Source organism: Pseudomonas sp. FW305-25 (assembly GCF_017351415.1).
Taxonomy (GTDB): Bacteria; Pseudomonadota; Gammaproteobacteria; order Pseudomonadales; family Pseudomonadaceae; genus Aquipseudomonas; species Aquipseudomonas chlororaphis.
The window spans coordinates 18,443-31,583 of record NZ_JACNDE010000027.1; the positions used below are offsets into that span (position 1 = coordinate 18,443).

Annotated in this window: 13 protein-coding genes; 7 read left to right on the forward strand and 6 right to left on the reverse strand. The window is 65.4% G+C overall.

Going from position 1 to position 13,141, the window contains the following annotated elements; translation table 11 throughout:
* The first annotated feature begins 133 nt into the window (after positions 1-133).
* Positions 134-1,087, forward strand: coding sequence for an adenosine deaminase (locus J4E58_RS22340; RefSeq protein WP_007923280.1), 954 nt, complete (start codon positions 134-136; stop codon positions 1,085-1,087).
* 139 nt (positions 1,088-1,226) lie between these two features.
* Here the strand turns inward: J4E58_RS22340 and J4E58_RS22345 are convergent, their stop codons facing one another.
* Together J4E58_RS22345 and J4E58_RS22350 are read right to left on the reverse strand one after the other, a co-directional pair.
* On the reverse strand, positions 1,227-2,603 hold the full coding sequence (locus J4E58_RS22345; protein WP_087092527.1) for an MFS transporter: 1,377 nt from the start codon (positions 2,601-2,603) through the stop codon (positions 1,227-1,229).
* A gap of 109 nt (positions 2,604-2,712) precedes the next feature.
* Positions 2,713-3,642: a LysR substrate-binding domain-containing protein gene (locus tag J4E58_RS22350; protein WP_087092583.1), complete on the reverse strand. Its 930-nt coding sequence runs from the start codon at positions 3,640-3,642 to the stop codon at positions 2,713-2,715.
* Positions 3,643-3,776: 134 nt separating this feature from the next.
* Here J4E58_RS22350 and J4E58_RS22355 point away from each other — a divergent pair, with 134 nt between their 5' ends.
* From J4E58_RS22355 to J4E58_RS22365, 3 genes are all read left to right on the forward strand, one after another.
* On the forward strand, positions 3,777-4,067 hold the full coding sequence (locus J4E58_RS22355) for a putative quinol monooxygenase (protein WP_009042017.1): 291 nt from the start codon (positions 3,777-3,779) through the stop codon (positions 4,065-4,067).
* 32 nt (positions 4,068-4,099) lie between these two features.
* Entirely contained in the window at positions 4,100-5,113 is a 1,014-nt protein-coding gene (locus J4E58_RS22360; RefSeq protein WP_009042016.1) for a zinc-binding alcohol dehydrogenase family protein, read from the forward strand.
* A gap of 144 nt (positions 5,114-5,257) precedes the next feature.
* Complete coding sequence (locus J4E58_RS22365; protein ID WP_007923286.1) at positions 5,258-5,437, forward strand: hypothetical protein; 180 nt, start codon at positions 5,258-5,260, stop codon at positions 5,435-5,437.
* On the opposite strand, the gene J4E58_RS22370 is transcribed toward J4E58_RS22365, so the two are convergent.
* Together J4E58_RS22370 and J4E58_RS22375 are read right to left on the reverse strand one after the other, a co-directional pair.
* Positions 5,438-6,634 (reverse strand): multidrug effflux MFS transporter, encoded by a 1,197-nt coding sequence (locus J4E58_RS22370; protein WP_087092528.1) that lies wholly within the window; start codon positions 6,632-6,634, stop codon positions 5,438-5,440.
* A gap of 107 nt (positions 6,635-6,741) precedes the next feature.
* Positions 6,742-6,939 (reverse strand): heavy-metal-associated domain-containing protein, encoded by a 198-nt coding sequence (locus tag J4E58_RS22375; RefSeq protein ID WP_007923288.1) that lies wholly within the window; start codon positions 6,937-6,939, stop codon positions 6,742-6,744.
* Positions 6,940-7,087: 148 nt separating this feature from the next.
* On the opposite strand from J4E58_RS22375, the gene J4E58_RS22380 reads away from it, so the two are divergent.
* The 3 genes from J4E58_RS22380 to cueR all read left to right on the forward strand — a co-directional run bounded on the left by J4E58_RS22380 (position 7,088) and on the right by cueR (position 10,437).
* Positions 7,088-7,471 carry a hypothetical protein gene (locus J4E58_RS22380; RefSeq protein WP_007923289.1) on the forward strand — a complete coding sequence of 128 codons (384 nt, stop codon included), beginning with the start codon at positions 7,088-7,090 and terminating at the stop codon, positions 7,469-7,471.
* Between the two features lie 165 nt (positions 7,472-7,636).
* Positions 7,637-10,033 (forward strand): heavy metal translocating P-type ATPase, encoded by a 2,397-nt coding sequence (locus tag J4E58_RS22385; protein WP_087092529.1) that lies wholly within the window; start codon positions 7,637-7,639, stop codon positions 10,031-10,033.
* The gene (gene cueR / locus J4E58_RS22390; RefSeq protein ID WP_053259511.1) at positions 10,030-10,437 is read left to right on the forward strand and encodes a Cu(I)-responsive transcriptional regulator; all 408 of its coding nucleotides are present in this window, start codon (positions 10,030-10,032) and stop codon (positions 10,435-10,437) included. The genes J4E58_RS22385 and cueR overlap by 4 nt, the downstream gene beginning before the upstream one ends.
* Before the next feature lie 159 nt (positions 10,438-10,596).
* Here the strand turns inward: cueR and J4E58_RS22395 are convergent, their stop codons facing one another.
* Positions 10,597-11,493 (reverse strand): PA4780 family RIO1-like protein kinase, encoded by an 897-nt coding sequence (locus J4E58_RS22395; RefSeq protein ID WP_007928734.1) that lies wholly within the window; start codon positions 11,491-11,493, stop codon positions 10,597-10,599.
* 292 nt (positions 11,494-11,785) lie between these two features.
* A complete protein-coding gene (locus tag J4E58_RS22400; RefSeq protein WP_087092530.1) occupies positions 11,786-13,063 on the reverse strand; it encodes an acetyl-CoA C-acetyltransferase in 1,278 nt (425 codons plus the stop codon).
* Positions 13,064-13,141: the final 78 nt, after the last annotated feature.

Sequence of the window (13,141 nt, forward strand, 5' to 3'; positions counted from 1 at the left end):
ACGCGCCCGCGCAGCCCTGGTTAAACCCGGGGCCGGCGCCTGTCATCGAACCTTGCGGTGGGCTTTTCGCCGCAGGATGATGGAGCGCAATACGTTCACGCAGCGCTCGACTGCACCTGATGAGATCACACCCATGTACGACTGGCTGAACGCCTTGCCCAAGGCCGAACTGCACCTGCACCTCGAAGGATCCCTGGAGCCCGAGCTGCTGTTCGCCCTGGCCGAACGCAACAAGATCGCCCTGCCCTGGAGCGATGTGGAAACCCTGCGCAAGGCTTATGCCTTCAACAACCTGCAAGAGTTCCTCGACCTGTACTACCAGGGCGCGGACGTACTGCGCACCTCCCAGGATTTCTACGACCTGACCTGGGCCTACCTGCTGCGCTGCAAAGAGCAGAACGTCATCCACACCGAACCCTTCTTCGATCCGCAGACCCACACCGATCGCGGCATTCCTTTCGAAGTGGTGCTCAACGGCATCGCCAGCGCGCTCAAGGATGGCGAGCAGCAACTAGGCATCACCAGCGGCCTGATCCTGAGCTTCCTGCGGCATCTGAGCGAAGACGAAGCGCAGAAAACCCTCGACCAGGCGCTGCCGTTCCGCGAAGCCTTTGTCGCGGTCGGCCTGGACAGTTCGGAAATGGGTCACCCGCCGAGCAAGTTCCAGCGGGTGTTCGACCGGGCCCGCAGCGAAGGTTTCCTCACTGTCGCCCACGCCGGTGAAGAAGGCCCGCCCGAGTACATCTGGGAAGCCCTCGACCTGCTGAAGATCCAGCGCATCGACCACGGCGTGCGCGCCTTCGAGGACGAGCGACTGATGCAGCGCATCATCGACGAGCAGATCCCGCTGACCGTCTGCCCGCTGTCGAACACCAAGCTCTGCGTGTTCGATCACATGTCGCAGCACAACATCCTCGAGATGCTCGAGCGTGGGGTGAAGGTCACGGTGAACTCCGATGACCCGGCCTACTTCGGCGGCTACGTCACCGAGAACTTCCACGCCCTGTACACCCACCTGGGCATGACCCAGGACCAGGCCAAACGCCTGGCGCAGAACAGCCTGGATGCGCGGCTGGTCAAGCCGTAAACCACCATCGCGGGCAACCTGCCCGCGATAACCCTGTAGCCGCTGCCGAAGGCTGCGATCGACCGCGAAGCGGGCGCCGCTCTTGAGGGCCTCGAAAGGCTCTTCGAACCTTATCGCAGCCTGCGGCAGCTGCTACGAGTCAGGCGCCGACTTCGCTCAACTCTTCCAGCGTCTTGCCCCGGGTCTCCATCCCGAACAGCCAGACCACCGCCGCGGCGACCGCGAAACACAGCGCGCCCAGGGCGAACACCCCACCCTGCCCGGTCATCGGGAATACCACGCCGGTCACCAAAGGACCGAGCAGCGACCCGATGCGCCCCACCGCCGAGGCGAACCCGGAGCCGGTAGCCCGCGCCGAGGTGGGATACAACTCAGGCGTGTAGGTGTAGAGCACCGCCCACATGCCGAACAGGAAGAACTGCATCAACAGGCCGGAGCTGATCAGCAGCGCCACGTTGCCGCCGAACACCGCGCTCTGCCCGTAGAAGAACGCCATGACCCCACCGCCCAGCAAGGTGATCACACACACCGGCTTGCGCCCCCAACGTTCCACCAGCCAGGCGGCCATGAGGAAGCCGGGAATCCCGCCGAGGGAAATCAGCACCGTGTAATACACCGACTGAGTCACGGCGAAACCCGATTGCTGCAACAAGGCACTGAGCCACGAGGTCAGGCCATAAAAACCCAGCAGGGCAAAGAACCACACACTCCAGATCATCATCGTGCGCTGGCGATAGAGCGGCGACCAGATCTCGCGCAAGGCCGAGAAGAAGTGCCCCGGCACGCTCTCCACCCGCGGCAGGCGCACCGGCTCGGGCAGGTCCGCGCGCTGCAACGAGGCGCGGACCTTATCCTCGATCCGCCGCAGCACCTGGTCGGCATCAGCGTGCCGCCCGGCCTGCTCCAGCCAACGCGGCGACTCGGGGATGAAGAAACGGATCGCCAGCACGAACACCGCCGGGATCGCCAGGACCAGGAAGATGTCGCGCCAGCCGATCAGCGGCAGCAGGAAGTACGAGAGCACGCCCGCCGCGACGAAACCCAGCGGCCAGAAGCCGTCCATCAAGGCGATATAGCGCCCGCGCCGCTTGGCCGGGATCATCTCCGAGAGCATCGACTGGGCGATGGGAAACTCCATGCCCATGCCGATCCCCAGCAGCACCCGGAACAGGGTCAGGCTGTCCACCGTCTGCGCCGTGGAGCACAGGTAACTGGCGATGCCCCAGAGCACGATGCTCCACTGGAACACCGGCTTGCGCCCGAAGCGGTCGGCGAGCATGCCCGACAGCGACGCGCCGACCACCATGCCGAAGAAACTCGAACTGGCCAGCAGGCCGGCCTGGGCGGTGCTCAGGCCGAACTCGGCTTTGATCGAGCCGAGCAGGAACGTCATCATCGCCAGGTCCATGGAGTCGAAGAAAAACGCCAGGGCGATGATGATGAAAATGACCCGGTGATAACCGCTGATGGGCAAGCGTTCCAGACGCTCTGCCGCACTGTATCCCTGACTTACCATGCCCCGTCCCCCCGATTGAATGGTCTGCAATCGAGTGTGCAAGATCGACGCCGCCGCTCAGTGCTGGATGCGACCTGCCCGCACCCGGCAACGACGCCGCCGGCCTGGGTCAGTGATCGGCATGGGTTGGCTTGGGGTAATGCGCGGAAACTTCAGCGCAGCGCGCCTGCAACATGTCCCGCAGCAGCTTCACCGGTTTGCTCAGTTGCGCCCGATGCGCGCACAACAGGTTCAGCGGTGCCCGTTCGCAGCGCAGCTCCGGCAGCAGCACCTTGAGCCGCCCGGCCAGCACATCGGCCGCCACGTCGAGCCAGGACTTGTAGGCGATGCCCCTCCCCGCCACCGCCCACAGGCGCACCACATCGGCGTCGTCGCTGAAACGATCGCCGCTGACCGTCAGGCCGACCTCGCGCTTGCCGTCATGGAAACTCCAATGGTCATGCACCCGGCTGCCAAGCATGTAGAGCAGGCAATTGTGCTGGGCCAATTGCTCCAGCTGACGCGGCTCGCCGTGGCGGGCCAGGTACTCGGGGGCGGCCACCAGCACCCGGCGGTTCTGCGGCGCGACAGGCAAGGCCACCAGGCTGGAATCTTCCGGTTCGCCGTAACGCAGGGCGATGTCCACCGGCTGGCGAAACAGGTCGGCGATACGGTCACCCAGCAGCAGGCGCAGCGTGAGCTTGGGGTGCTCCAGCTGGAACTGGTCGAGCCAGGGCAGCAACAGATTGCGGCCGAAATCCGAGGGCGCGGACAGCTGGAGAACGCCGCTGACCTGATCCTGCCCGCTGGCCAGCAGGCGCCGGCCCTCCTCCAGGTTGCTCAGGGCCGCGCGGGCGTATTCGAGAAACCCTTCGCCCTCGGCGGTCAGGCGCAGGCTGCGGGTCGAACGCGCCAGCAGCCGGGCGCCGAGCTGCTGCTCGATACGCTTGAGGGCAGCGCTGGCCACCGCCGCCGACAGGTCCATGACCCGCGCCGCGGCGGACAGGCTGCCGAGGTCGGCGGCGCGCACGAACAATTGCAGGTCATCGAATCGCAGCATCTGGCTCACCGGGCATTATCAAAAAAATATTGAAAGAGACTGCTGTTTTAGCCGGTTTTATCTTCAGGGGAAATGGCCAATGATCGGCCTACCGTCATATCAGCTCGTCACGCCAGCCTTTGAAGGAACTCCCTATGTCGCAAGCTTTTACCGCCATTGCCACCCTTGTCGCCAAGAGCGGCCAGCAGGCCGTGCTCAAGCGCGAACTCAGCGCCCTGGTGCAACCGAGCCGCGAAGAAGCCGGCTGCCAGTACTACAACCTGCATCAGGACGCCGAAGCCCCAGGCACCTTTTATGTACTGGAGCGCTGGGACGACGAGGCGGCCCTGGAATTTCACAACGCCACGCCGCACTTCCAGCATTTTCTCAGCCAGACCCGCGAGGCGATCGAGCACTTCGAGCTCAAACGCCTGCTGCTCCTCTGACCCAACCTTCATCTTCATCAGGAAAACCCACCATGAAAGCCATCGCCTACTACGCCTCCCTGCCGATCGACGATCCGCTATCCCTGCAAGACATCGAACTGCCGGAACCGCTCGCCGGCCCCCGGGACCTGCTGGTGGAAGTCAAAGCCATCTCGGTCAACCCGGTGGACACCAAGGTCCGGCAGAACGTCCAGCCTGAAGGTGGCGCCGCCAAGGTGCTGGGCTGGGACGTGGCCGGGGTGGTCAAGGCGGTGGGCAGCGACGTCAGCCTGTTCAAGGCCGGTGACAAGGTGTTCTACGCCGGCTCGATCGCCCGCGCCGGCGGCAACAGCGAATTGCACGTGGTCGACGAACGCATCGTCGGCCATATGCCCAAGAGCCTGGGCTTCGCCGAAGCCGCCGCCCTGCCGCTGACCGCGATTACCGCCTGGGAACTATTGTTCGAACGCCTGCAGATCGCCGAAGGCCAGGCTGATCGGCAGCAGAGCCTGTTGATCGTCGGCGCGGCCGGCGGCGTCGGTTCGATCCTCACCCAACTGGCCAGCCAGCTCACCGGGCTCAAGGTCATCGGCAGCGCCTCGCGCGCCGAAACCCAGGGTTGGGTACGCGAGCTGGGCGCCGACCTGGTGATCGACCATAGCCAGCCGTTGAGCCAGGAACTGAAAAAAGCCGGCCAGGCCAGCGTCACCCATGTCGCCAGCCTGACCCAGACCGATACGCACCTGGACGAGTTGGTCGAGGCCCTCGCGCCCCAGGGCCGGCTGGCGCTGATCGACGATCCGAAAACTCTCGACGTGACCAAGCTCAAGCGCAAGAGCCTGTCGCTGCACTGGGAGTTCATGTACACCCGCTCGCTGTTCGAAACCGCGGACATGCAGGAGCAGCACAAGCTGCTCAATCGCGTCGCCGAGCTGATCGACGCCGGCACCTTGAAGACCACCCTGGGCGAGCACTTCGGCACGATCAACGCGGCCAACCTGCGGCGCGCTCACGCGTTGCTGGAAAGCGGCAAAGCCAAGGGCAAGATCGTACTGGAAGGCTTCTGAGGCCGGAGCGGATGGCGTCCTGCCTGCGCTAAAAAGGGGCAGGATGCCGTCAGTCCGAGAGTTGATCCTTGTCATACTTGTGACCGTATTCGGGTCTACACTGGGGGCCTTTGCAATGCAGTCTTTTACGCTAGGAGGTCAGCAATGAAGATCCTGATAAAAGAATTGGCAAAATCCAAAGGCACCCAATGGCAGGTTCAACTCGACCAGCATGCGGTGACTTTCCGCAGCGAGGCCGAAGCCCGAGCCTTCGCCAATACGCTGGAAACGCGTCTGCAAGCCCCCCACCGATTCCCCGAAAGCCAACAGCGCGCCGCCGGCTGATTACAGCTGGGCGGCTTGCAGCGCCCTGGCGTTCTGCAATTTGCGGGTGACCATCGCCAGCGTCACCACCAGAACCCCACACAGGCTGATGACCGTTGCCATCGGCACGGCGCTGCCATCGTGCAGCACGCCCACCAACGCCGCGGCGCCAGCCGCCACGCTGAACTGCAGGCAGCCGAGCATCGCCGAGGCACTGCCGGCCCGCGCACCCTGACCGTTCATGGCGCAGGCCGAGGCATTGGGAAGGATGCAGCCCAGGCTGGCGATACAAATGAACAGCGGCGCCAGCAGCGGCCAGAGTTGTGCCGGGTGCAGCGAACTGACGGCGAGCAAGGCCAGGCCACCCAGCAGGTAGATCCACACCGTGCGTGCCAGCAGGAACGCCGGGCCACGCTTGGCCAGCAACCGCGCATTGATTTGCGCCACCAGGATGAAGCCGCCGGCGTTGATCCCGAAGAACCAGCCGAAGTGCTCGGCCGGCACGCCATAGAGCTTGATGAAGACAAAAGGCGAACCGGCGATGTAGGCGAACATCCCGGCGATGGCGATGCCCCCGGTCAGGGCATGGCCGAGGAACACCCGGTCAGCCAGCAACCGACCGTACTGGCGCAAGGCCCCGGACAACGGCTGGCGCGGCACATGGGCCGGCAGGCTTTCCGGCAAGCCCAGGGCTACCGCCAGGCCGGCCAGGGCGCTGAACAGGGTCAGCATGATGAAGATCGACTGCCAGCCGTAGAGATTCACCAGCAGGCCGCCGAGCATCGGCGCCAGGATCGGCGCCAAGCCCATGACCAGCATCAGCTGGGAAAACACCTTGGCCGAACCCACCGCATCGCACTTGTCGCTGACCACCGCCCGGGAAATCACCATGCCCGCGCAGCCGCCCAGGGCCTGGACGAACCGCGCGCCGATCAGCCATTCCAGGTTCGGCGCGTAGGCACAGGCCAGGGACGCCAAGGTGAACAGCCCCACCCCGACCAGCAACGGGATGCGCCGGCCGAAGCGGTCGGCCACGGGGCCGTAGGCCAGCTGGCCGATGGACAGACCGAGGAAGTAGGCCGCCAGGGTCAGCTGAACGTGTTTTTCATCGGTGCCAAAGGCCAGCGCCATCGCCGGGAACGCCGGCAGATAGAAGTCGATGGCCAGAGGACCGAAGGCGCTCAGGGCGCCGAGAATCAGGATTGTGCGAAGGTTCATCAGGCATCCAGGTGCGGGTCGGTCGGCAGCCCGACAGTTTATCCGCGCTTGGAGGCCTTGAACATTCCGATAGGTCGCTAACTATTAAAAAGACCGGCTAAATCCGCTCAGGCCAGCTTGACCGCATAGCCTTCTTCGCTGATCAGGCTGATCACCTCGTCGGCGGACAAGCGACTTTCCACACCCACTTCCCTGGCCCCGAGATCGACCTTGACGCTGGCCGCCGGATCCTTGCTCTGCACTGCCTGGGTGATGGCCCGGACGCAGTGACCGCAGGACATCCCTTCGACATTGAACACTTGCATGACGCTTCTCCTGTAGTGAGGGTTGTCGCCAGTCTCGACCTTGCCATCATGGCAAGGTCAAGTTCCGGATGCATCTGCCGGGCTGGCAATCGGCGACGCGCTCGGCCAAGCTTCACCCCTCAACGACACGACACTAGGAGATTCAGCCATGCGCTGGTCGGTTATCAGCCTGTTCAGCCTCCTCGGCCTGATCGCGGCATCCCCTTCGGTCAACGCCGCCGGTGAGGACTACGGCGTCCTGATCATTTCCCGGGAACGCCTGGAAGTCGCCACGTCCTGCGAAATCGGCCTGTACATCGAGGACCAGTTGGCGGGCCGGCTGTTCCAGGAACAAGCCACGTCCTTCAACCTGCCGCCGGGCAAAGTCTCGCTGCGCCTGAAACTGCTGCCGGGGCAGATGCCGGGCTGCAACCCGGGCATGCTCGCGCCAGGCTCCCAGGACATCAGCCTCAAGGCCGGCGACGTACTGAAGTTCCGCATCGCCATGAGCCCGTCGGGCCTGCTCCTCCAGCGCACCGGCCTGGGATACTGAGGCCGCGGGTCGTTGCCTGTGCCCTGTCCCTCCCCGGAACCGGCACGGGCGACGATCCGGGCGCTACCCCCCGAGACAGATTGAAGCACCCCGCACCATGGCGCTTGACCTTGCCAGCATGGCAAGGTTGATCCTGTAGACCACCGTTTACAGGGAGTGTCAGTGATGTCCGAATCAACCACTTTTGACCTGCCGATTTCCGGCATGACCTGCGCCAGCTGCGCCGGGCGCGTGGAACGCGCCTTGAGCAAGGTCGCGGGCGCCGCGGCCGTCAGCGTCAACCTCGCCACCGAACAGGCCCGTGTCCAGGCGCCCAGCGACAGCCTGCCGGCGCTGATGGCCGCGGTGCAGGATGCCGGCTACAGCGTGCCGGCCCACAGCCTGGAGCTGAACATCGGCGGCATGACCTGCGCCTCCTGCGTCGGTCGCGTGGAACGCGCACTGAGCAAGGTGGCCGGGGTCACCCGGGTCAGCGTCAACCTGGCCAACGAACGCGCGCACATCGATCTGCTGGGCCAGGTCGATAGCGCCGACTTGATCGCCGCCGTCAGCAAGGCCGGCTACTCCGCCACCCTGTGGCAGGCCGACCACCCCGAGCGCGACGATCAGGAACAACGCCTGCGGCACGAACGCTGGTCCCTGGTGCTGGCGATCCTGCTGGCCCTGCCGCTGGTGCTGCCCATGGTGGTGCAACCCTTTGGCCTGCACTGGATGCTCCCGGCCTGGGCGCAGTTCGTCCTGGCCACGCCGGTGCAATTCATCTTCGGTGCGCGTTTTTATGTCGCCGCCTGGAAAGCCGTGCGCGCCGGCGCAGGCAACATGGACCTGCTGGTGGCCCTGGGCACCAGCGCCGGTTACGGCCTGAGCCTCTACCAATGGGCCATCACCCCCGCCGGCGGCATGCCGCACCTGTACTTCGAGGCCTCGGCCGTGGTCATCGCCCTGGTGCTGCTGGGCAAGTACCTGGAAAGCCGCGCCAAACGCCAGACCGCCAGCGCCATCCGCGCCCTCGAAGCCTTGCGCCCGGAACGGGCGATCCAGGTCGTCGATGGCCGTGAGCAGGAAGTGGCGATCAGCACCCTGCGCCTGAACGACCTGGTGCTGGTCAAGCCCGGCGAGCGCTTCCCGGTGGACGGCGAAGTGGTCGAAGGCCAGAGCCATGCCGACGAAGCCCTGATCAGCGGTGAAAGCCTGCCGGTGCCGAAACAGCCCGGCGACCCGGTCACCGGCGGCGCCATCAACGGCGAAGGCCGGCTGCTGGTGCGGACCCTGGCCCTCGGCGCGGAAACCGTGCTGGCGCGCATCATCCGCCTGGTGGAAGACGCCCAGGCCGGCAAGGCACCGATCCAGAAACTGGTGGACCGGGTCAGCCAGGTGTTCGTGCCGGCGGTGCTGGTGCTGGCCCTGGCGACGCTGATCGGCTGGTGGCTGTATGGCGCGCTGCTGGAAACCGCGCTGATCAATGCGGTCGCGGTGCTGGTCATCGCCTGTCCCTGCGCGCTGGGGCTGGCCACGCCGACCGCGATCATGGCCGGCACCGGCGTCGCCGCCCGCCACGGAATCCTGATCAAGGATGCCGAAGCCCTGGAGCGCGCCCATGAAGTCAGCACGGTGGTCTTCGACAAGACCGGCACCCTGACCTCCGGCACGCCACGCATCGCCCACCTGGATGCGGTCGACGGCGACGAAGACCGCCTGCTGCAACTGGCCGGCGCCCTGCAACGCGGCAGCGAACACCCGCTGGCCAAGGCGGTTCTCGACCTGTGCGCCGAACGCCAGCTGGCGGTAGCCGACGTCAGCGCCAGCCAGTCCCTGACCGGCCGCGGCATCGCCGGCACCCTGGACGGCCGCCAACTGGCCCTGGGCAACCGACGCCTGCTCGAAGAAAGCGGCCTGCAGGCCGGCGACCTGGCGGCCTCGGCCCAGGCCTGGGAAACCGAAGGCCGCACCCTGTCCTGGCTGATCGAACAACAGCCGCAATCACGGGTGCTGGGCCTGTTCGCCTTTGGCGACACCCTCAAGCCCGGCGCCCTGCAAGCGGTGCAGCAACTGAGTGTGCGCCATATCGGCAGCCACCTGCTGACCGGCGACAACCGCGGCAGCGCCAAGGTGGTCGCCGAGGCCCTGGGCATTACCGACGTGCACGCCGAAGTGCTGCCCGCCGACAAGGCCGCCACCGTCGCCGAACTGAAAAAGACCGGCGTGGTGGCGATGGTCGGCGACGGCATCAACGACGCCCCGGCCCTGGCCGCCGCCGATATCGGCATCGCCATGGGCGGGGGGACCGATGTGGCGATGCACGCGGCGGGGATCACCCTGATGCGCGGCGACCCGCGCCTGGTGCCGGCGGCCCTGGAGATCAGCCGCAAGACCTACGCGAAGATCCGCCAGAACCTGTTCTGGGCCTTCGTCTACAACCTGATCGGCATTCCGCTGGCGGCGTTCGGCCTGCTCAACCCGGTGCTGGCCGGTGCGGCCATGGCGCTGTCCAGCGTCAGCGTGGTGAGCAATGCGCTACTGTTGAAAACCTGGAAACCCAAAGACCTGGAGGACGCTCGATGAACATCGGCCAAGCAGCCCGCAAAAGCGGCCTGAGCGCCAAGATGATCCGCTACTACGAGTCCATCGGCCTGCTCCGGCCGGCCCATCGCAGCGACAGCGGCTACCGCCTGTACGGTGACGACGACCTGCACAGCCTGGCCTTTATCAAGCGCTCGCGGGATCTGGGGTTTTCCCTGGAGGAAGTGGGCAAGCTGCTGACCCTGTGGCAGGACCGCCAGCGCGCCAGCGCCGATGTCAAAGCCCTGGCCCGCCAGCACATCGACGAGCTCAACCGGAAAATCGCCGAGCTGGCCGGGTTGCGCGACACCCTGCAGGACCTGGTGCAGCACTGCCACGGCGACCATCGCCCGGATTGCCCGATTCTCAAGGACCTTGCTTCGGGCGGGTGCTGCACGCCCCCATGACCTGTAGCCGCTGGCGCAGGCTGCGACAAGGGCCGAAGGCCCTTCTGGCGGTTTCAAGAGCAGCGCCTGCTTCGCAGTCGATCGCAGCCTATCGGCAGCGGCTACGTGATTCACGGGCACAAAAAATCCGGCCGAGGCCGGATTTTTTGTGCCCGTGAATCACTGCATCCAGGGCGGAGGCGGTGGTTCCTCGGACTTGGCCGGTGGCGCGTCGTCGGCCATGCGCATGGCCTGGCGCCGTTCCTCGTCCAGGCGCGCCGCCTCGATCTCCCGCAGCACGCCGCCGACATCCGCCAGTTCTTCCGGATCGTCGAACTCGCCGGTCAGGACGCTGGCCGGGTGCAGGGTGCCGGCTTCGTACAGAGCCCACATCTCCTTGGCGTAGCGGGTGCGCTTGAGCTCCGGGGCGAAACGCCCGAAGTAGGACGCCATGTTGCCAACATCCCGCTCCAGCATGCTGAAGGCGTGGTTGTTGCCCGCCGCATCCACCGCCTGGGGCAGGTCGATGATCACCGGGCCGTCGGGGGTCAGCAGCACATTGAACTCGGACAGGTCACCGTGCACCAGGCCGGTACACAGCATCAGTACGATCTGGGAAATCAGGAAGGCGTGATATTCGCGGGCCTGATCCGGCTCCAGCACCACGTCGTTCAGGCGTGGCGCGGCATCGCCGTATTCATCCGCCACCAACTCCATCAGCAGCACGCCTTCGAGGAAGTCGAACGGCTTGGGCACCCGCACGCCGGCGTTGGCCAGGCGGAACAGCGCCGCCACTTCGGCGTTCTGCCAGGCGTCCTCGGTCTCCTTGCGCCCGAACTTGGACCCCTTGGCCATCGCGCGAGCCTGACGGCTGTTGCGCACCTTGCGGCCTTCCTGATACTCGGCCGCCTGACGAAAACTTCGTTTGTTCGCCTCCTTGTAAACCTTGGCGCAACGTAATTCGTTGCCGCAGCGCACCACATAAACAGCTGCTTCTTTACCACTCATGAGTGGGCGCAGCACCTCGTCGACCAGACCGTCCTCGATCAGGGGTTCAATGCGTTTTGGAGTCTTCATCAGCTTTTATCAGGGGTCCTTTATTACCAAACACGCGAATGTCACTCGTTATACGGCAATCCTCGCACCACGGGGAGAGGTTACCGACCTACGACAGTGCCGATGCACTCAATGTGCCAGGTCAACCCGTCATGTCGACAGGCTCGACCGACCAGGATCATAGCCCAGTGCTCGGTGGCTGCCCGTTATTAAAGGCTGGGGTATAGGTGACAGAAGCTGACGAGTGCTTCGCGCTCGATCGCGAGCAAGCTCACTCCTACAGGGGGCCGCCACTGCGCAAACACCTGGCCCCTCAGCGCTCGACAATCGCCGTCACGCCCTGGCCACCGGCGGCGCAGATCGAAATCAGGCCACGCCCCTGCCCCGCCACCTCCAGCAGCTTCGCCAGGTTGGCGACAATGCGCCCGCCGGTGGCGGCGAACGGATGCCCGGCGGCCAGCGAGCTGCCTTTGACATTCAGCCGGCTGCGGTCGATGGAACCCAAGGGCGCGTCCAGCCCCAGGCGGGTCTTGCAGTAGTCTGCATCCTCCCAGGCCTTGAGCGTGCACAGCACCTGCGCGGCGAAGGCCTCATGGATTTCGTAGTAATCGAAGTCCTGCAGTGTCAGGCCGTTGCGGGCCAACAAGCGTGGCACCGCGTAGACCGGCGCCATCAGCAGCCCTTCCGCGCCGTGGACGAAATCTACCGCCGCCGCTTCGCCGTCGCGCAGATAGGCGAGGATCGGCAAGCCACGTTCCTTCGCCCATTCCTCACTGCCCAGCAGCACCAGGGACGCGCCATCGGTCAACGGCGTGGAGTTGCCCGCGGTCAGGGTGCCTTTGTCGCCGCGTTCGAACACCGGCTTCAACGACGCCAGCTTTTCCAGGGTCAGGTCCGGGCGCAGGTTGTTGTCGCGGGTCAGGCCGAGGAAGGGGGTCATCAGGTCGTCGTGCCAACCCTCGGCATAGGCGGCGGCCATTTTCTGATGGCTCTCCAGCGCCAACTGATCCTGCTCGTCGCGGGGAATGTTCCAGGTTTGCGCCATCTGCTCGCAGTGCTGGCCCATGGACAAGCCGGTCCGCGGTTCGCCATTGCGCGGCAGTTCCGGCTTGAGGTGCCAGGGGCGCAGTTGCAGGAAGGTCATGAGCTTGTCGCCCAGGGTCTTGCCGCGGTTGGCTTGCAGCAGGATCTTGCGCAGCCCCTCGTTGACCCCGATCGGCGCGTCCGAGGTGGTATCGACGCCGCCGGCGATGCCGCATTCGATCTGCCCCAGGGCGATCTTGTTGGCCACCAGCAACGCCGCTTCCAGGCCGGTGCCGCAGGCTTGCTGGATATCGTAGGCCGGGGTGGTCGGCGACAGCCGCGAGCCGAGCACGCATTCGCGGGTCAGGTTGAAATCCCGGGAATGCTTGAGCACCGCGCCAGCGGCCACTTCGCCCAGGCGCAGGCCGTGCAGGCGGTAGCGCTCGATCAGGCCTTCCAGGGCCGCGGTAAGCATGGCCTGGTTGCTCGCGGTGGCGTAAGGCCCGTTGGAACGGGCAAAGGGGATGCGGTTGCCGCCGATAATCGCAACACGACGCAGCTGAGTCATGGAAAGCTCCCTATTCTGTGAGTGGCACAACCGACAAGCGTAGGTTCTGTAAGAAAAGTCGCCGAGCGGCGATCAGGC